Origin of the sequence: Bacillus cereus group sp. MYBK216-1, from assembly GCF_051916495.1 — a bacterium.
GTDB lineage: Bacteria > Bacillota > Bacilli > Bacillales > Bacillaceae_G > Bacillus_A > Bacillus_A thuringiensis_K.
Genome location: NZ_JBQAGT010000002.1, coordinates 136,817 through 154,847 on the forward strand (window position 1 = coordinate 136,817; position 18,031 = coordinate 154,847).

The window sequence follows — 18,031 nt, forward strand, 5'->3', positions numbered from 1 at the left end:
ATGTTTCGAGCGTATATATTATTAGGTTTTACAATATTAATTGCGCAGCTTCATATTTCAGGCAATATTACGAAGTATATCAATATGAAGTATGCCTATTTATCAACAACAGCAGCTATTATTTTAGGATTCTTAACGATTGTTCAAATTATTATCGTTTTCCAAAAAGAACATCAAAAAGAGAAGGAACAGCACAATTGTGGTTGCGATCATAGCCATTGCGGACATGATCATTCAAAAGATGAGAATACGTGGTGGAAAAAAGCATTTTCGTACACATTGTTTTGTTTTCCGATAGTCACAGGATTGTTTTTCCCGATTGCAACATTAGATTCCGACATTGTTAAGGCGAAGGGATTTCATTTTCCAGTAGCACAAGCAGAAAGTAAAGATCCATTTATGACAAGGCAATTTCTAAGACCTGATACGAGCATTTATTACGGGAAAGAAGGATACCGAGGTGTAATGGAAAAAGGTAAAAAAGAATTTGTTACGAAAGATAGTATTAATTTAAAAGACGAAGATTTTCTAAAAGGGATGGAGACAATTTATAATTATCCTGGTGAGTTTACTGGGAAAAAATTATCCTATAAAGGGTTTGTTTTCAGAGATGATTCATCTAAAAAAGAACAATACTTCTTATTCCGTTTCGGTATTATACATTGCGTAGCAGATTCTGGTGTGTATGGTATGTTAGTGAAAAAACCAGAAGGTGTAGAGTGGAATAATGATGACTGGATTCAAGTAGAAGGAGAGATAACTACTGAGTTTTATCAGCCGTTTCATGCAAATATTCCTGTATTAGAAGTAACAAAATGGAATAAAGTTGAACAGCCGAAAGAACAATATGTATTTAGAGGAGCCGATTGATAAAATCGGTTCTTTTTTGTGGACTAAAAGTTCTGAATGTTGTTAATATTAAATGTGTAGTTCATTTAGTATAGTGACTATTAAAATGTTAGGGATAAATCATTAAAGGGGTGATAACAATGACGGAAGTAAAAGGAAAAACTGCCAATGAGTCAAGAGTGTTCAAAACGAGCCGAGTATTTCCAACAGATTTAAATGATCATAACACGCTATTTGGTGGGAAGATATTAGCGGAGATGGATATGGTTGCTTCTATTTCAGCATCCAGACATTCGAGAAAGGAATGTGTCACAGCATCTATGGACTGGGTTGATTTCTTACATCCTGTTCGTTCTTCAGATTGTGTTAGTTATGAATCTTTCGTAATTTGGACGGGGAGAACTTCGATGGAAGTGTTTGTGAAGGTAGTGGCTGAAGATTTAATCTCAGGTGAGAAGCGTATAGCGGCAACGTCATTTGTTGCTTTTGTTGCACTTAGTAAGGAAAATAATCCAGTTCCTGTACCGCGTGTTATCCCTGAAACAGAAGAAGAGAAAGAATTACATCGTATTGCTGTATTACGTGCAGAACAGCGTCATATACGTAAGGAAGAGAGTAAGAAAGTAGCTACATTGTTAACTTTTTGAGATGAATATTTAGCCATTTAAGTTACTATAGCAGGCGGAAATGATTTTAAAATGAAAAGCGGACACCTAAAAAATAGGTGTCCGCTTTTATAATTTTTTCATCCACATATCATATGACAGTAGCTACTTAGCAGAAGCAAGCAGCACCGACGATGATTAAGAGGATAAATAATACGACTAATAGCGCAAATCCATTACCATGTGCGAAGCCCATTGTTATTTCCTCCTTTTATTTTAAGATACAACATACAATATGCAAATGAGCTATTGTTTGATATGGACATATATCATGTAATGACATATTTTCTTGAATGATAATGTAATAAAAAAGGGAAGATATAGAAATAACAGTAAGTGGAGAAAGGAATTTATCCATGAAGTACTTTTTCGCTATAATCCTTTGTTTAATAGGTGTATTCATTTGGATGAATATCGATGTAGAAATGGGGAAGGAAATGGCTAGTGAATATGAATTAGGAAAAGTTCGATTAGGTGAATTTCAACTATATACGAACGGTGAAGAGTTATATAGGAAATTATTTGACGATATAAACGATGCAGAAAAGTATATATATATCCATTTTTATATTGTAGGAAAAGACGAAATAAGCCAAGAGTTTTTACAGTTATTAGAGAAAAAAGCATCTAGCGGAGTAGAAGTGAAATTGTCAGTCGATCGGGTAGGCGGATATAAGCTGAAGAAAAAGGTAATTAGCCGATTAAAAGAAAACGGTGTGAAGTTTACATTTAGTAAAAAACTGAAACTGAAAAATGTGTTCTATTCTTTGCATCAACGGAATCATAGACGTATTGTTACGATTGACGGAAAAGTATCATATATCGGCGGCTTTAACATTGGAAAGGAGTATCTTGGACAAAATCCGAAATTTGGTCCGTGGCGTGATTATCATGTACGAGTCAAGGGGAATGGTGCCACGGATATGGAAAGAAAATTTGCTGCTGATTGGAAAGAAGATACAGGAGAAAAAATGCCTATACATGAAAGTATACCTACATTAGGGAATGTGAAATATCAATATTTATTTTCAGATGGAAAAGGTTTATGGGAAAAATATGGAGCACTATTAAAGCAGGCTAAAAAATCTTTAATTATTGCTACGCCATATTTTGTACCAAGTAAAGAAATGATGAAAGAGTTAAAAGATGCATTAAACCGGGGTGTCAATGTGAAAATTCTCGTACCGTTTAAAAGTGATGCCATATTGTTAAAACAAGCTGCTTATCCGTATTTGAAAGAGATGAACCATGTTGGAGCTGAGATCTATCAATATCAGAATGGTTTTTTTCACGGGAAAGTAACAATCATTGATGGAGAAATTGTTGATATTGGGACAGCGAATTTTGATAATAGAAGTTTTTATTTAAATTGTGAGTCTAACTGTATCATATATGATAAAACAGCTGTTGATGAAGTATGGAGTCGATTACAGGTAGACTTTCATAAATCAAAAAGATTTTCAGAAGAAGACTTTGAGAAAATTAGTAAATGGGATTGGTTTTTAGCAAGAATAGCAAACGTTATAGCATCATATTTATAACATATAGACAATAGAGAAGGGAGGCACTTTCATGGACTGTATGAAAGAATTAATGAGATATAGTTATATGCTCATATATCAGGTTGGGGAGTATACAGTAGAGGTGAGAGACGAAGAATTAAAGGAGTTATTGCAGCAGCATTTACCATATATGTTACAAGCATATAATGAGCAAGTGAACTTTCAAGAAGGAGAGAATGTACAGCATATTACTTGTGAACCTCTTCCATTTCATTTGCATGAAATAGAAGAGGAAACGGAATATAAAGATACAGGAGATATCTATATTGCTACTGCATATATTTCGCATTTAAAACGATTAGCACTAAAGTTTGCTCAAGTTGCAGTGGAAGTTGCTAATCCGGAGTTTCGCTCATTTTTGGAAAATTGTTTCCTGAAAATGAATCGTTACGCTTATAGTGTGTGGCAATATGTTATGAAGAAGGAATATAAGATTACACATCTATATGAAAATGAAAAGTTTGCATGAGAAACTAAGGCGGAATGGTATGCGCCTTAGTTTTTTACGTCCATTGAGAGAAAATAACTAGTTTTATTGTGTATCGATTGGAAATGGAATATATAAATTAAAATCAAGTTTTGTTATCAGAAAATTTACAATAATTTACCGTATATTTACTGTTTTTCAATCTCTCCTTTAAAAATAGAGAGTAATATGGGATTGTACATATTCTATCACAAGGAGGAAACGCAAATGAACAAATGGGTTAAATCATTGACTGCTATGGCACTTGCAAGTTCTTTATTAATGGTAGGTTGTAGTAAAGGTGAGGATAAGAAGAAAGAAGAAGATACAACTACACAACAAGAGGACAAAAAGGATAAAGAAACAAGTGGAACTGAGAAGTCTACGGATTCTAAAGAAAAGAAATAAAGTAATAATAGAGCTTCCTCTTACATATGAGGAAGCTTTTTTGTTGTAATTTGATTGAGAGTATTGAAAAATAGAGAAAGAAGGAAAGAGGAGGGAAATAAATGAAAGTATGCATATTGGGAGCAACGGGACGAGTAGGTTCAAATATAATAAAATTAGCACTAAAGGATTCAGCTGAAGTGACAGCATTAGCACGTGATTTAAGTAGAATAGAAATACAACATGAAAGGTTGCGAGTGATAGAAGGTAATGTATTAAACGAAAATGATATAAAGAAAGCGATAGAAGGAAGTGATATAGTAATTAGTGCACTTGGAACGGATCAAAATGGAACATTAGCGAAGAGTATGCCACAAATTATAAAGGAAATGGAAGAAAAAGGGGTTCGTAAAATCATTACAATAGGAACAGCTGGTATTTTACAAGCAAGATCAAATCCCAATTTATATCGTTTTCAATCAACGGAATCCAAAAGGAAAACGACAACGGCAGCAGAAGATCATTTGGCTGCATATAAGGTACTAAGTAATAGTAATCATTTATGTTGGACAGTTGTTTGTCCGACACATTTAATAGACGGTGAGGCGATAAAGGTATATCGAACTGAAAAAGATATATTGCCAGAAGGTGGATCAAAAATTACAGTAGGTGATACAGCACACTTTGCATGGGACCTATGCAAGAAAAACATATATGAAAATAGTCGAGTAGGTATTGCATATTAAAAAACCATCCCGAAGTCGGGATGGTTAAAAGATGATATAACATACGAAGATGATAATCATAATGATTTGGAGAATTGCTTTCGCTACTGTACTGCTTAAAAAACCAACTACAGTAGCGACTCCAACTAGAAAGGCATCTTTTGGCGCTTTTTTATGCACTAGTTCTGTTATAAATACTGATAAGAACGGTATGATAATAAGTCCGAATGGGGGGAAGAAGAACGATCCGACAATGATAGAAATCATTCCGACACGTTCGCCCCATTTAGAACTACCGTATTTTTTTAAAAAATATCCATTTGCAATAAAGTCAGCAACGAAAATGAAAAGAGTAAAAATGATTTGAATAATCCAAAAAGAAGTTGTTAATTCTCCTCCATTTATACCGAAATGGTAAATCAAATATCCAGCCCAGACAGCTAGTATGCCAGGGATAATTGGATAAATAAAGGCGAGAAATGAAACAACGAAACAGGCAATGATACAAATTGTTAATAAAACAGTCACTTTATAGCTCCTTTTTAATATCTAGTTTATGTACAGCAACTTTTTTGACTTGATGTCCATCAAGTTCTAATACTTTAAATTGAAAACCAGCATATTCAATGGAATAGCCAGCTTCAATATTTAAGTCAATTGCTTGAGAGAGAAGCCATCCTCCGATTGTATCTAAATCACTATCATCAATATGTAGGCCAAAGATATCATTTACTTCAGAAATAAGCACCTTTCCATCTAAAACAGTAAGCTTAGGCGTACGTTTTTCAATCATAGGTGATTCATCCGCATCGAATTCATCTTGAATTTCTCCAATGATTTCTTCAAGAATATCTTCCATCGTTAAAAGCCCGGCAGTTCCACCATATTCATCCATAACGATTGCCATCTGAACACGATTTTTTTGAAGATGTACTAACGTTTTACGAATTGGAACTGTTTCAAATACAGTTAGAACAGGATGTATATAAGATTCAAGTGGTTTATAAATACCTTTTGTTTGATCATGGAATACTTCTTTCGTATTGATCATCCCGATAATATCATCTTTATCTTTTTCAATGATTGGATAGCGTGTATATTTTTCAGTAGCGACGATATCCATATTTTCTTCTAACGTATTTTCAGTAGATAGGCAAATCATTTCGGTACGAGGAACCATAATTTCTTTTGCAACTCGATCATCAAATTCAAAAATATTATTTACATATTTATATTCGGTTTGGTTTATTTCACCACTTTTAAAACTTTCACCTAATATGAGTCGCAATTCCTCTTCAGAATGAGCCAGTTCATTTTCTTTCGCAGGTTCTAATCCGAGTAGTTTTGTGAAAAATATAGCTGTACTATTGAGCAGCCAAATGAATGGATACATAATTTTATCAAATAAAATAAGCGGTCTTGCAAATTTAAGTGTGATTGCTTCTGCTTTTTGAATTGCGAAAGACTTTGGAACTAACTCACCTAATACAACGTGGAAAAATGTAATAACGCTAAAAGCGATAATAAAAGATAAAGTGTTAGCCATTGTTCCAGTAATATTAATTTTTTCAAAGAGCGGTCGTAGCAAATGTTCTACAGTCGGTTCACCAAGCCAACCAAGCCCTAAAGAAGTGATTGTAATCCCGAGCTGACAAGCTGATAAATAAACATCTAAATTTGATATGACACTTCTTGCAGCTAAAGCTTGTTTATTACCTTCATTTGCAAGTTGGTCAATTCGACTTTTTCGTACTTTTACAACAGCGAATTCTGATGCAACGAAAAAGCCAGAAATAAGAATAAGTACAAAGATGAGAAAAATATTTAATATGTCCAAGTGTATTCTCCATTCCAAGGTTTGGAATAAAGATGTCACCTCCTGCAATTATGTTATACTTTTATAATAAATCCAAATGAAAAGAATAGTCAAAGGAAAAGGGTAAATATTGGTATGTTTCTGTAATAGTTTTTGAATTTGCTGTTATTTTGTCCGCTATACAAAAGGAATAACCCTCTACTTTTAGATTATAGAGGGTTATTTCAAATTAAGGTTTTGGAACACTTCTCGTTAAAGTGTATGACTGTTGCTTGGAGTAATTTGTGGTCCATAGTGTTTGAAGGAAAGAAAGCATGCTATAAGGGATATAGAGTTGTAATAAGCCGATTGTAACAATTATGGGGGAATTTCCGCCAAATTGAACGATAAATTGTAACAGTCCATTTGCATGAAAAACGCATTCCATAAAAACGAATGAAAGAATAATGGAACCTAAAATTGATTTATGATTCGAAGTAAGCGCCAAAAACAATGTATCCACAAGAAAAGAATCATGTTTTATTTCATATTCATTTTTGTTTTTCAAGAAAGGAATCCATTTTTGTACTGCTTGCATAACGATAATCATGGAAGTACTACATACGATAATAAAAGATGAGTAGTAAGGAAGGTTTATAAATTGTGCAACGTATAGAAGTAGTAATAAGACTGAACATTGTAATACTACAGTGCAAAAAGAGTAAGGTATCCAATTTAATACAGTAGTAAACTTTTTAAACGAGTTAGGTAATTTGAAAAATAAATGGCCGATACCCAAACTTATGAAAAATCCGATCGCAAGGGTAAAAGTAAAACGAACAATCGATATAAAATATATTTCCCATATGTAAGGGAATAATGGTGTTGAATGATTAGAAGTATGTATCATTTGGTTTGCTGAGAAAAAGATAGATTCATGCATCCAATCAACCTTTGGAATTGATATAGAAGAAAGCTGTGCGAAGTTTTGAAAAATGCTAATAAATCCATTTTGATAAGAGTAATTGTGTGTAGTAAAAAGAGCTGGAATAGGACTTATGGCAAAAATAACAATAACACCAATTATAAATTTACATATATGTGAGTGTAATAAGGACATATAACCACCTGCTCTTGGAATATTCAGAAAATTCTTATTCTTATTTTAGCTTTTTTTGAAAGAAGTTACAATATATTTTTCATTCAGCAATTCAGAGAGAAGATTTGATAGCAAAAATATGCAAGTGAAGGATTGATGAATAAATTATGACAAGAAAATGAATAATTTTCAGAAAAATAAAATAAATTATTTATTTTTTTCTGAAAATATAATATAGTTATGGCACAGAAAGTATTTTAACATAAGGAGGCTTTTTTATGAGGATTAAAGGGAATTACGTGCCGAAAAGGGAAGTTTTACTGTGCTCAAGTTCGATTACGATAGGGGAAGCGTTAGAGCATTTAAATAAAACAGGGTATCGTTGTGTACCAGTTTTAGATGAAAAAAAAGAGAAATTTTTAGGGAATATATATAAAGTAAATATTTTAGAATATAAAGGATCACTTGATGAGAGTGTAATACAATTATTAAACGATAAAGAAGGATTTGTGAGAGAAGATTCATCTTTCTTTAAAGTATTTTTTACAATAAAAAAATTGCCTTATTTATCAGTAGTTGACGAAAAAGGGGTTTTCCTTGGAATTTTAACGCATAAAAAGGTTTTTGAGTTATTAGAGGATGCATGGGGCGTTCACTCTAGTAAATACTCTGTCATGATTGGGACGCAAGACTATAATGGAGCAATCCAAAAGTTATCGACAGTTTTAAAGAAATACACTGGTATTCAAAGTTTGATGACTTTTGATAATGATGCCTTATTAGTTCGTAGAATTATGTTTACATTAGGAGAAGAGTTTAACGACGGTGAATTAGAGACATTATTGAAAGATTTAGAAGATCACGGATTTAGAGTTGTGTATGTGGAAGAGATGAAAAATCCACGTGAAGTTGAAACGATAGAGTAACATAACAAAAGCCATCTAATTGGAGGTGCACTTCATTATGGATGGCTTTTGTTATGTTACGTGTGTAAAGTTATTTGAAAATAACGATAGGATAATAGGTGAGATTGTAACAATATTTGTGTAAGAGAATAAAAATGTAGATAATTTTGATTTTCAAAAAAATCAATTTGAAAATATGTTTTTATTTTGCAACTAAATATGTTACTATATGTGTGATAAAAACAAAGAGGTCTGACAACTATACTCCACGTAATAACACTCTAATGATTTAAAAATTCAAAAAAATCAAAATTCAAAACGACAATTGTAATAATGATTAGAGTAAAAATAAGGGGAATGGAGAAATTATGGAGAAAGACACTGCTTTGTAAGGGGCATATTTTATCATCTTGAGCAGAGAGGAGGATGCATAGCATATTGTAAAATATAGAGATAAACAATGAAAAAGTGCTATGCAAATAAAGAGCATGAAGGGACGTTTAAGGCCAGGTGATACGGTAGCAATTGGTTTAATGCTATTTGCATTATTTTTAGGAGCAGGAAATTTAATTTTTCCGCCAGTTTTAGGTCAACAAGCAGGAGAGAATGTTTGGATTGCTACAATAGGATTCCTTGTAACGGGAGTCGGATTACCCCTACTAGCTGTAACAGCTGTCGCGTTTGTAGAGGGGGACTTGAAAGCGCTATCTTCTAGAGTCCACCCTATATTTGCGTTTATTTTCCCATTGATTAGTTATTTAGCAATTGGACCATTTTTCGCGATTCCTCGTACTGGAGCTGTTTCGTTTGAAATGGGTATGAAGCCGTTTTTATCAGAGGCAATGGTTTCAGAGTGGTACATGCTATTTCTTTTCACGATAGTTTTCTTCGGAATAACGTGGTATTTATCATTAAATCCATCTAAATTAGTGGATTGGTTTGGAAAGTTTCTTACACCATTATTAGTATTAATTGTCGCTGTTATTGTCGGAAAGGCAATCATTGATCCAATTGGAGAGCCAGCTACGCCGTTAGCTGCTTACAAAGAAAATGCTTTCTTTGGTGGATTTATTCAAGGATATTTAACGATGGATGCAATTAGCGCGCTCGTATTCGGAATTGTCGTCGTCCAAGTTATCCGCTCTAAAGGGATAAAAGAGAGTAGTCAAATTGCAAAAATAACAGTAGTATCAGGTATTATCGCTGTACTTGGTTTAACGTTAATTTATTTATCACTTGCTTATCTTGGTTCAACAAGCACATCACTTGGTATCTCAGAAAACGGTGGTCTTATTTTAACGAATGTTGTAAATGAGCTATATGGGACGAGTGGTAAAATTTTATTAGGGCTTGTTATTATACTCGCTTGTTTAACAACTTCTGTTGGGTTAACATCTGCGTGTGCGGGTTTCTTTACAAACTTATTCCCAAAACTTTCGCATAAAACGATTGTAACAATGGTATGTGTATTTAGTTTAATTGTATCTAACCTAGGTTTAACACAATTAATCGCAGTAACATTACCTGTGTTAATGATTATTTATCCAGTTGCAATTGTATTAATCGTACTTTCGTATTTCCATAAGTGGATTGGGAAGCGTAATACAATTTATATTGGAGCTATTTTAGGTGCATTGTTAATTAGTTTCTTTAACGGTTTAGAAAGTGCGAAAATTAAAATTGACGCGATTTCTAATGTACTACAAATGTTACCGTTATATAACGAAGGAATCGGATGGTTAATTCCATCATGTATTGGCGGGATTCTCGGTTTCTTCTTCTATAAATCAAATGAATCAAGTGAATTACAAAAGAAAGGTGCTTAGGCACCTTTCTTTTTTTAAAGGGGATTTTTGTATTTTGTCTAAGTAATAATTGGGGGGAATGATAAATGGCTAATTTTGAAGATTTTTTAAATTTGGATTTGAGAATTGGAACTGTAATACATGCAGAGGAATTTAAAGAAGCGAGAGTACCAGCGATTAAACTAGCAATAGATTTTGGAGAAATCGGGATAAAGCAGTCAAGTGCTCAAATTACGAAAAGGTATAGTCCAGAAGAGTTAATCGGTCAACAAATCGTTGCTGTTGTAAACTTTCCACCAAAGCGTGTAGCTGGATTCAAATCAGAAGTGCTTGTGCTTGGCGGCGTTCCTGAAGCTGATGATGTAGTGTTGCTTCAGCCTAATATGGAATTGCCAAATGGAACAAAAATTAGCTAGGGTGAAGGTAGGGGCTAATATGGATATCGGACGAGAATATTTACAATGTGCGATTTCGAACTTTAAAGCAATAAAGAAACAAGGAGAACGGGCACTTTCTCAATTATCATATGAACAAATACAATGGTCTTCTCATGAAGAAACAAATAGTATAGCGATTATTATTAAGCATCTGCACGGTAATATGCGTTCTAGATGGACGGATTTTTTTACGTCTGATGGTGAAAAAACAGATCGTAATCGAGATGGTGAATTTGAGGGATGCTATCATTCAAAAGAAGAAGCCATTATAGCTTGGCAAGAAGGATGGAAATATGTTTTTAATACGATAAATACTTTAACGCCGGAACACTTATTGAAGACGGTATACATTCGCGGTGAAGAACATACTGTCATGCAAGCAATTGAAAGGCAAATTTCTCATTATGCATTGCATATTGGTCAGATTATTTACATTGGGAAGATGTTAAAAGAAAATGAGTGGGAATGTTTAAGTATTCCGAGAGATCAGTCTGCGCATTATGTAGAGAAAAAACGTTCAACATAATAATAAGAAAGAAACCGATAAAAAATGGGGAAAAAGAAAGTCAGCCAAATAATAGATGGTTCTGTAATCATAAGAATACTGCCAAAAATAAGTCCATATACAATAAGAAAGAAATTGAAAAGTGTATTCAAAGGGAGAAATCGTGAGATGAACACTTGCTGTCCTTTATAACAATCACTGTGAAATAAATAAAAGCGGAAGTACCATGTGGCTGTAATAAGATCTTTCTTTCTCACAATTCTTTTTTTGCATGTATGACAGATAAATGGTGGTTGCATTTCATTACGCTCCATTTTTTATTTTCATAATAATGTGAGACAAAAGTAGGTACAAAGTGTATGTTCCTATATACGCTCCTGCAATAAGGAAAAATGGATTCAGTAAAATTCCATGAATGCTCGTCATGAAAACTAAATCTTGTATTAAAACATCGTATATATTAATGGAAATAATTATACCGAGTACATAAAGTGCCAAGTACGCAGAAATATGTAGCACAATAGAGATTTTTGGATGCTTAGCGGACAAATAAAAAATGAATGATAGAGCGATTGGTAATATTCCTATTAATAGCTTCAATTCATTTCACCTCATTAACAATATAGCCGAAATTTTAACGGTCTATTCTCTAGGGCTTGTACATAACTTGAAATAGAGAGGTGATAGTATGAATCGGGGCTTTTTTTTTATGAAGTTTACAAGTATGCGTAAGTTAGTTTTATTTGTTATTACTACAGTGCTAGCGACTTTTTTTCTTATTAGTCTGATGGTAACCTCTATGAAAGAGACGAAGTCAACGTATTTATATAATTGGTTAAATGAGTTATCGATGAATGGTTACATGTATGTACTTGGAAAAGAGAATCATTATTTTACACAGGAGTATCGAAATTTGAATCAAGATTTTTCAATTTCTTCTTTTCTCTTTTCTATGGCTACAAATATTCGCTTTAATGATATACGCAGTTTTGTCGGGAAAGAGCTCCCCGGGTTCGGTAAGTACGATACTGAAATTGTTATTGCGGGTGAGGGTACAAATTATTCTAACTTACCGATAGAGTCGAGTGTTCCTCTTGAAGAAGTAGTGAAGGAACGGACTAGTGGAACTGGACAAGCACCTAAACAAGATACGAATAAAGAGAAAAAACAGCCGTCCCAAACGACTGGAAAGAGACAAGTTGCGTTTATTTATCATACACATAGCTGGGAATCTTATTTACCTTTACTTAACTTAACGAATGACCCGAATCCGAATAAAGCAACGAGTTCTGTATCGAATATTTCTATGTTAGGAGACCGTTTCCGTGAACAACTAGAAGGTGAAGGGATTGGAGCTACTAACGATAAGAGTGATGTTGGTCAAAAGTTAATAAGTAAAGGTTTAAATAGTAATAGTTCGTATAAAATGTCACGAGAAATTGTGCAACAAGCTATGGCTGGAAATAAAGATCTTCAATACTTTTTTGATTTGCATCGTGATAGTGCCCGAAAGAATGTAACGACAAAAACAATTGGAGATAAATCATATGCAAAGCTTGCATTTGTAGTAGGGAAAGGAAATAAAAACTATGAAAAAAACTTACAATTAGCGACAGCTTTACATGAGGCGATTAATAAGAAATATCCAGGAGTGAGTCGTGGGGTCATTCAAAAAGGGTTCCAGACAGGAAATGGAATCTATAATCAAGACCTATCAGGACAAGCGATATTAATAGAAGTTGGCGGTGTAGATAATACGGAGGAAGAATTGAATCGATCAATTGATGCACTTGCTAAAGCATTTGGTGAATATTTTTGGCAGGCAGAAAAAGTGAATGGATAAAGTGAAACGTGAATTAGCCAGGACATCTATCGATAATTATTAGCTCACTTCAATTTTGGAAAAACGTAAGTGTAATGCTTGCGTTTTTTCTTTGTAATGGTGAGACGTCACAGAATAGACATAATTTGTCGGTGTTATAGTAATATCGAAATTTGTCAATTTATAGTAGGAGATTTACAAAGGGATTTTCGAGAAAGTAGAGAAAATCTTTTTATAAGGAAAACTTTTTATTATGAAACTGGTAGGGTGATTGAAGTGATTAGGGAGATCGAAATAGAAGATGCAGCATCATTTTTACAATTAAGTAAGCAATTAGATGAAGAAACGAAGTTTATGTTATATGAACCAGGAGAAAGAAAAACTACAGCTGAGCAACAAGAAAAAATAATCCATCGCTTTATAGAAAATGAATATGCAACAATATTTGTAGCAGTTGAAGATGAGAGGATAGTAGGTTTTATATTAGTGAATGGAAATAACATTCAAAGAAAGAGACATGTGGCAACCATTGTAATTGGTATTTTGCAAGAGTATAACGGGCGAGGTATTGGGACGAGATTGTTTAAAGAGGTTGAGAAGTGGGCAAAATTACATGATGTATGGCGTTTAGAATTAACAGTAATGGCCCACAATACAAGAGCTCAGACACTATATAAAAAAGCTGGATTTGAGAAAGAAGGTGTCAAAAAAGCTGCTCTTATTATCGATGGAAAGGAAATCGATGAGTATGAAATGGCCAAATTATTAAAATAAGAGGTCGTTATATGAAAAAAAGATGGGCACTACTCGGTATCGTAGCTGCAATAATTATTGTTGGAGTAGCAGGAATCAATTATAAAATGTATAAGGATAAGCAAGCGCGGGAAGTAAGTGTAAATAGCATATTTCCGAAAGCGAAAGAAACGATTGCTAATATGGATGGGGATATTGCGGTAATTAATAATCCGAATTCAATGCTTGTACTTGTGAATAAAAGTAGGCGTTTACCAGATGGTTATAGACCGCCAGATTTAGTTATTCCGAAAGTGCGCTACTCTAGTGAAGGTGATCAAGAAAAGAAAAAGATGAGAAAAGAGGCAGCGAGGGCGCTTGAGGAAATGTTCCAGCAAGCTAACAACGAGCGTATTTTTCTTTTTGCAGTTTCTGGATTTAGATCCTTTGATCGACAAAAAGCATTAAATACGATGTATAAAAAACAAGATGGGGAAGCAAAAACAGCAATGTCTAGCGCGGTTCCTGGCACAAGTGAGCATCAAACTGGATTAGCTATGGATATTACGTCTCAATCTGCTAAATTTCAGTTAGAGACGGTTTTTGGGGAAACGAAAGAAGGTCAGTGGCTTTCTGAAAATGCCCATAAATTTGGTTTTGTGATTCGATACACAAAAGCGAAAGAAACGATTACGGGCTATCGGTATGAACCATGGCACGTAAGGTATGTGGGAAATCCACAAGCTACATATTTGTATGATAATCAACTGACGCTTGAAGAAGTAACAGAGTAAATGATTGAGGGGAGAGACGTATAATGACGATGTTATATAAGAAAAAAGTACATGCATATATTACAAGAGAAAAAGAGGGGGTTATGCAATTACTTGTTTTTAAACATCGTGATATACATGAAGCTGGTATTCAAGTGCCAGGAGGAACGGTTGATGAAGGTGAAACGTTAGAAGCGGCTATATTGCGTGAAGTACAGGAAGAATCCGGATTGCGTCATTTATGCATAGAACGTTTTTTAGCAGATTACATCATACATATGAAAGAAAAACAGGAATATGAAAAACGCCACTTTTTCCATGTTACTTTACTAACAGATGTAAAGGATACTTGGGAACATATTGTAAGTGCTGGTGAGGAAGATAAAGGATTAGTATTTTGCTACGAATGGGTTGATATTGCAAAATGCCCTGAATTAGCTGGGAAACAAGGTGAGTTTTTACATTTATTAGATGAAATATACACACAGTAACGTTAGAGTCTGAAACGAAGGTTAATCCGTTTCAGACTTTTTTTATTTTTCGGGAAATTAAAGGTGTTTAAATAAGGAAATTGAATTTCTTTAAAGGGATATTAATTTAGGATGTGTTGAGGTGAAAAAGTAAGGGGTATACGCTAAAAAAGTTCATATAAGGGAGAATATAAATGGAAATTCAGTTTAATCCAATCTTAAAAAAGGAATTAACAATTCAAGATATTCAAAATGAAATGGAATCAGGAAAGTTAACTTCAAAAGAGCTAGTGATGTATTATCTTTATAGAATCGCAAAGTATGATCAAGACGGACCGAAAATCAATTCAATTTTAGAAATCAATCCAGATGCAATTTTTATTGCAGAAGCGTTAGATCATGAAAGAAAGACAAAGGGTGTAAGGGGTCCGCTACATGGTATACCTGTTTTGGTTAAGGATAATATTGAAACGAATGACTCCATGCATACAAGTGCAGGTACGATTGCTCTAGAACAAAATATAAGTAGTGAAGATGCATTTCTCGTTACTAAACTGCGAGAAGCAGGGGCCGTGATAATAGGAAAAACGAATATGACAGAATTAGCAAATGCAATGTCTTTTAAAATGTGGGCTGGATATAGTGCAAGAGGTGGTCAAACAATTAATCCATACGGAACGGGTAAGGATGGTATGTTTGTTGGGGGCTCAAGTACAGGCTCTGCGATAGCAGTTGCTGCTAACTTTACAGTAGTATCTGTTGGGGCAGAAACCGATGCTTCTATTTTGAGCCCCGCTGTTCAAAACTCTGTAGTTGGCATTAAACCGACTGTCGGTCTAATTAGTCGTAGAGGAATTATTCCATTCACTTATTCGCAAGATACAGCTGGACCATTTGCTAGAACAGTAACCGATGCTTCTATTTTGCTAGGGAGTTTAATTGGGGTAGATGAGAAAGATGTTGCTACTCATAGAAGTGAAGGTAGGGCAGAGCATGATTATACAAAATATCTTGATGTTAATGGCTTAAATGGAGCGAAGATTGGTGTGTTTAACGCTGCACCAAAAGATTATTACGAAAATGGTGAGTATGATGAAAACTTGTTTAAGGAAACGATCCAAGTATTACGTAATGAAGGAGCGACAGTAGTAGAAAATATTGATATTCCTTCTTTTCATAGAAAATGGAGTTGGGGAGTTCCGCTTTATGAACTGAAGCATAGTTTAGATAACTATCTTTCTAAATTACCTTCTACTATTCCGATACATTCTATTTCGGAGTTAATGGAGTTTAATAAAAACATAGCAGAAAGAGCTTTAAAATATGGACAAACTAAGTTAGAGGGAAGAAAAGACTTTCCAAATACGTTACGAAATCCAGAATATTTAAATGCGAGATTAGAAGATATATATTTTTCTCAAGAACAAGGCATTGATTTTGCATTGGAAAAATATAATCTTGATGCGATACTGTTTCCTTCCTATATAGGTTCTACTATATGTGCGAAAGCGGGTTATCCGTCTATAGCAATACCGGCTGGGTATATGGAAAGCGGGAGACCTTTTGGAATTACGATTGCAAGTACTGCCTTTAGTGAAGGGATATTAATTAAGCTAGGTTATGCTTTTGAACAAGCGACAAAGCATAGAAAAATCCCCAACTTATCATGAATAGAATAAACAAAGAGGACAGGAATCCCTGTCCTCTTTGTTTTAGTGATTAAAGTGAAATATCGTTCTGCTCTGTCTTATGATATTTTAATAAACTAAAAGATAAACAAGCGGAACATAAAATAAGAATAGAAGCGATGATATAAATTGTACGAACACCGAACATATCAGTAATAATGCCAATGCTAAGCATAGATAGTCCAGAGGCTGTTGAAAGAAGTGCACCATGTGCTGTATACATTTTGGATAATAAAGCAGGGGCGACACTTGATTGTAAAACAGTCGTTTGGGAAATATCTCTAATTTGATAACATGGTCCCATTAGAACACATAGAAAAAGCGCAATAAATCCGCTGCTCGTCATACCATATAAAAATGTAAGAATGCTAAATATAAGAGAGCCAATCGACATAGATCGTATTAAATTGTTTTGAATACAGGAACTCATTTTCCATGCTAATAGACCACCGATTAACGTGCCAACATAATAACTTGTATTAATATATCCCCACCATTCTTCGCCTTTATGAAGGATAGTCGTAACGTATGCCATCGTAATAGCACCAATCCATATTGTCCCTGCGAAAGTTTCGATTAAGTCCATATATGTAACGGTACGGAGAGAAGGATTTTGAAATAGGAGTTTCCAACCTTCCAATAAAACAGTACTTTTGGAAGAGGGAGAATCTGCTATTCTTTCAGTATGTATGGAACGTAATGAAAAATGTAATGCAATACATCCGAAAATCATTAAAATGTTATTAATCATGAGTGTAGAAGTAGCACCAATGAGAAGAACGACAATACTCGTAAATAAATAAGCAACGGCTTGCACAATTTGTGTTGAAAAGGAAAAGATACTATTTACTTTTACTAATTTTTCTTTCGGTGTAAGGCGCGGAAGAATACCATATAATAATGGAGCACTCCACCCACTACATAATGAAATGACAAAAATAAAAGTTAATAGAGCTATAATGTTTGTGGATAAGACCGGGAACAAAATCATTAATAATAGTAAAAAGACTGTTTTCAGCCATTGGAGCGTATATAACAACGTATAAGATGGAAAACGTTTTATTATAAGTGGTGCAGAGATGTTAGCAATTAGATTTGTGATAACTTGTAATAATGGAAAAAGAGCAGTAATAGTAGCTGATTTAGTTGCTATATAAATATGAGTTGTAATAATCATTACATATACGATGTCAGCGAGAGTAATGCATATTTTTGAACCTAAATAGTAGATTAGTGACAGGTTTCTCAATAAGAATATCACCTCTATAAAAAATAGTATTTAGTAATTAGAATAATTGTAATTTAAAAATTAAAATTTTTAAAGAATTTAATTTTTTGTCACTTTT

At 33.9% G+C, this 18,031-nt stretch carries 22 protein-coding genes; 15 read left to right on the forward strand and 7 right to left on the reverse strand.

The genetic code is table 11. The features are described 5' to 3' along the window. On the forward strand, positions 1-870 hold the full coding sequence (locus ACTFRH_RS06255; RefSeq protein WP_000488052.1) for a TIGR03943 family putative permease subunit: 870 nt from the start codon (positions 1-3) through the stop codon (positions 868-870). 119 nt (positions 871-989) lie between these two features. Then, positions 990-1,496: an acyl-CoA thioesterase gene (locus ACTFRH_RS06260; RefSeq protein ID WP_000141162.1), complete on the forward strand. Its 507-nt coding sequence runs from the start codon at positions 990-992 to the stop codon at positions 1,494-1,496. 127 nt (positions 1,497-1,623) lie between these two features. Here the strand turns inward: ACTFRH_RS06260 and ACTFRH_RS06265 are convergent, their stop codons facing one another. Further along, positions 1,624-1,710, reverse strand: coding sequence for a YjcZ family sporulation protein (locus ACTFRH_RS06265; protein WP_000505094.1), 87 nt, complete (start codon positions 1,708-1,710; stop codon positions 1,624-1,626). A gap of 160 nt (positions 1,711-1,870) precedes the next feature. Here ACTFRH_RS06265 and cls point away from each other — a divergent pair, with 160 nt between their 5' ends. The 4 genes from cls (at position 1,871) to ACTFRH_RS06285 (ending at position 4,675) form a co-directional block, all read left to right on the forward strand. Then, entirely contained in the window at positions 1,871-3,055 is a 1,185-nt protein-coding gene (cls, locus tag ACTFRH_RS06270; protein ID WP_003300934.1) for a cardiolipin synthase, read from the forward strand. 31 nt (positions 3,056-3,086) lie between these two features. Then, the gene (locus tag ACTFRH_RS06275) at positions 3,087-3,545 is read left to right on the forward strand and encodes a spore coat protein (protein WP_000340562.1); all 459 of its coding nucleotides are present in this window, start codon (positions 3,087-3,089) and stop codon (positions 3,543-3,545) included. 225 nt (positions 3,546-3,770) lie between these two features. Continuing rightward, positions 3,771-3,950, forward strand: a complete 180-nt coding sequence (locus ACTFRH_RS06280) for a hypothetical protein (protein WP_001045967.1) — start codon at positions 3,771-3,773, stop codon at positions 3,948-3,950. Positions 3,951-4,051: 101 nt separating this feature from the next. Further along, a complete protein-coding gene (locus tag ACTFRH_RS06285; protein WP_000861628.1) occupies positions 4,052-4,675 on the forward strand; it encodes an NAD(P)-dependent oxidoreductase in 624 nt (207 codons plus the stop codon). 24 nt (positions 4,676-4,699) lie between these two features. Here the strand turns inward: ACTFRH_RS06285 and ACTFRH_RS06290 are convergent, their stop codons facing one another. The 3 genes from ACTFRH_RS06290 to ACTFRH_RS06300 all read right to left on the reverse strand — a co-directional run bounded on the left by ACTFRH_RS06290 (position 4,700) and on the right by ACTFRH_RS06300 (position 7,569). After that, positions 4,700-5,182 (reverse strand): DUF456 domain-containing protein, encoded by a 483-nt coding sequence (locus ACTFRH_RS06290; protein WP_000217337.1) that lies wholly within the window; start codon positions 5,180-5,182, stop codon positions 4,700-4,702. Between the two features lies 1 nt (position 5,183). Continuing rightward, positions 5,184-6,491: a hemolysin family protein gene (locus ACTFRH_RS06295; RefSeq protein ID WP_000353731.1), complete on the reverse strand. Its 1,308-nt coding sequence runs from the start codon at positions 6,489-6,491 to the stop codon at positions 5,184-5,186. A gap of 208 nt (positions 6,492-6,699) precedes the next feature. Then, positions 6,700-7,569, reverse strand: a complete 870-nt coding sequence (locus tag ACTFRH_RS06300; RefSeq protein WP_000054647.1) for a hypothetical protein — start codon at positions 7,567-7,569, stop codon at positions 6,700-6,702. A gap of 257 nt (positions 7,570-7,826) precedes the next feature. Between ACTFRH_RS06300 and cbpA the strand changes: the two genes are divergently transcribed. The 4 genes from cbpA to ACTFRH_RS06320 all read left to right on the forward strand — a co-directional run bounded on the left by cbpA (position 7,827) and on the right by ACTFRH_RS06320 (position 11,221). After that, entirely contained in the window at positions 7,827-8,474 is a 648-nt protein-coding gene (cbpA, locus tag ACTFRH_RS06305; RefSeq protein WP_001220529.1) for a cyclic di-AMP binding protein CbpA, read from the forward strand. Positions 8,475-8,941: 467 nt separating this feature from the next. After that, positions 8,942-10,279 carry a branched-chain amino acid transport system II carrier protein BrnQ4 gene (gene brnQ4, locus ACTFRH_RS06310; RefSeq protein WP_000678504.1) on the forward strand — a complete coding sequence of 446 codons (1,338 nt, stop codon included), beginning with the start codon at positions 8,942-8,944 and terminating at the stop codon, positions 10,277-10,279. 65 nt (positions 10,280-10,344) lie between these two features. Next, complete coding sequence (csaA, locus tag ACTFRH_RS06315) at positions 10,345-10,674, forward strand: chaperone CsaA (RefSeq protein ID WP_001263019.1); 330 nt, start codon at positions 10,345-10,347, stop codon at positions 10,672-10,674. Continuing rightward, complete coding sequence (locus tag ACTFRH_RS06320; protein WP_000435826.1) at positions 10,655-11,221, forward strand: DUF1572 domain-containing protein; 567 nt, start codon at positions 10,655-10,657, stop codon at positions 11,219-11,221. Before csaA ends, ACTFRH_RS06320 begins: the two co-directional genes overlap by 20 nt. On the opposite strand, the gene ACTFRH_RS06325 is transcribed toward ACTFRH_RS06320, so the two are convergent. Together ACTFRH_RS06325 and ACTFRH_RS06330 are read right to left on the reverse strand one after the other, a co-directional pair. Continuing rightward, entirely contained in the window at positions 11,194-11,499 is a 306-nt protein-coding gene (locus ACTFRH_RS06325) for a hypothetical protein (protein ID WP_002163956.1), read from the reverse strand. The two genes, ACTFRH_RS06320 and ACTFRH_RS06325, sit on opposite strands and share 28 nt — an antisense overlap. Positions 11,500-11,503: 4 nt before the next feature. Beyond that, entirely contained in the window at positions 11,504-11,800 is a 297-nt protein-coding gene (locus tag ACTFRH_RS06330) for a hypothetical protein (protein ID WP_000770727.1), read from the reverse strand. Between the two features lie 88 nt (positions 11,801-11,888). On the opposite strand from ACTFRH_RS06330, the gene spoIIP reads away from it, so the two are divergent. The 5 genes from spoIIP to ACTFRH_RS06355 all read left to right on the forward strand — a co-directional run bounded on the left by spoIIP (position 11,889) and on the right by ACTFRH_RS06355 (position 16,667). Beyond that, positions 11,889-13,043, forward strand: coding sequence for a stage II sporulation protein P (gene spoIIP, locus ACTFRH_RS06335; RefSeq protein WP_001079281.1), 1,155 nt, complete (start codon positions 11,889-11,891; stop codon positions 13,041-13,043). A 255-nt stretch (positions 13,044-13,298) separates the two neighbouring features. Next, complete coding sequence (locus tag ACTFRH_RS06340; RefSeq protein WP_000617569.1) at positions 13,299-13,796, forward strand: GNAT family N-acetyltransferase; 498 nt, start codon at positions 13,299-13,301, stop codon at positions 13,794-13,796. Positions 13,797-13,807: 11 nt separating this feature from the next. Then, positions 13,808-14,548, forward strand: a complete 741-nt coding sequence (locus tag ACTFRH_RS06345) for a M15 family metallopeptidase (RefSeq protein ID WP_000747650.1) — start codon at positions 13,808-13,810, stop codon at positions 14,546-14,548. Between the two features lie 23 nt (positions 14,549-14,571). Continuing rightward, positions 14,572-15,018: an NUDIX hydrolase gene (locus tag ACTFRH_RS06350; protein WP_000178284.1), complete on the forward strand. Its 447-nt coding sequence runs from the start codon at positions 14,572-14,574 to the stop codon at positions 15,016-15,018. Positions 15,019-15,191: 173 nt separating this feature from the next. Beyond that, a complete protein-coding gene (locus tag ACTFRH_RS06355; RefSeq protein WP_440048737.1) occupies positions 15,192-16,667 on the forward strand; it encodes an amidase family protein in 1,476 nt (491 codons plus the stop codon). Between the two features lie 49 nt (positions 16,668-16,716). On the opposite strand, the gene ACTFRH_RS06360 is transcribed toward ACTFRH_RS06355, so the two are convergent. Beyond that, on the reverse strand, positions 16,717-17,934 hold the full coding sequence (locus ACTFRH_RS06360; protein WP_001245220.1) for an MFS transporter: 1,218 nt from the start codon (positions 17,932-17,934) through the stop codon (positions 16,717-16,719). Positions 17,935-18,031 lie beyond the last annotated feature (97 nt).

Coding starts and splice junctions, on each gene's coding strand:
- ACTFRH_RS06255 (WP_000488052.1), top strand. CDS start 1: ATGTTTCGAGCGTATATATTATTAGGTTTTACAATATTAATTGCGCAG.
- ACTFRH_RS06260 (WP_000141162.1), top strand. CDS start 990: ATGACGGAAGTAAAAGGAAAAACTGCCAATGAGTCAAGAGTGTTCAAA.
- ACTFRH_RS06265 (WP_000505094.1), bottom strand. CDS start 1,710: ATGGGCTTCGCACATGGTAATGGATTTGCGCTATTAGTCGTATTATTT.
- cls (WP_003300934.1), top strand. CDS start 1,871: ATGAAGTACTTTTTCGCTATAATCCTTTGTTTAATAGGTGTATTCATT.
- ACTFRH_RS06275 (WP_000340562.1), top strand. CDS start 3,087: ATGGACTGTATGAAAGAATTAATGAGATATAGTTATATGCTCATATAT.
- ACTFRH_RS06280 (WP_001045967.1), top strand. CDS start 3,771: ATGAACAAATGGGTTAAATCATTGACTGCTATGGCACTTGCAAGTTCT.
- ACTFRH_RS06285 (WP_000861628.1), top strand. CDS start 4,052: ATGAAAGTATGCATATTGGGAGCAACGGGACGAGTAGGTTCAAATATA.
- ACTFRH_RS06300 (WP_000054647.1), bottom strand. CDS start 7,569: ATGTCCTTATTACACTCACATATATGTAAATTTATAATTGGTGTTATT.
- cbpA (WP_001220529.1), top strand. CDS start 7,827: ATGAGGATTAAAGGGAATTACGTGCCGAAAAGGGAAGTTTTACTGTGC.
- brnQ4 (WP_000678504.1), top strand. CDS start 8,942: ATGAAGGGACGTTTAAGGCCAGGTGATACGGTAGCAATTGGTTTAATG.
- csaA (WP_001263019.1), top strand. CDS start 10,345: ATGGCTAATTTTGAAGATTTTTTAAATTTGGATTTGAGAATTGGAACT.
- ACTFRH_RS06320 (WP_000435826.1), top strand. CDS start 10,655: ATGGAACAAAAATTAGCTAGGGTGAAGGTAGGGGCTAATATGGATATC.
- ACTFRH_RS06325 (WP_002163956.1), bottom strand. CDS start 11,499: ATGCAACCACCATTTATCTGTCATACATGCAAAAAAAGAATTGTGAGA.
- spoIIP (WP_001079281.1), top strand. CDS start 11,889: ATGAATCGGGGCTTTTTTTTTATGAAGTTTACAAGTATGCGTAAGTTA.
- ACTFRH_RS06345 (WP_000747650.1), top strand. CDS start 13,808: ATGAAAAAAAGATGGGCACTACTCGGTATCGTAGCTGCAATAATTATT.
- ACTFRH_RS06350 (WP_000178284.1), top strand. CDS start 14,572: ATGACGATGTTATATAAGAAAAAAGTACATGCATATATTACAAGAGAA.
- ACTFRH_RS06355 (WP_440048737.1), top strand. CDS start 15,192: ATGGAAATTCAGTTTAATCCAATCTTAAAAAAGGAATTAACAATTCAA.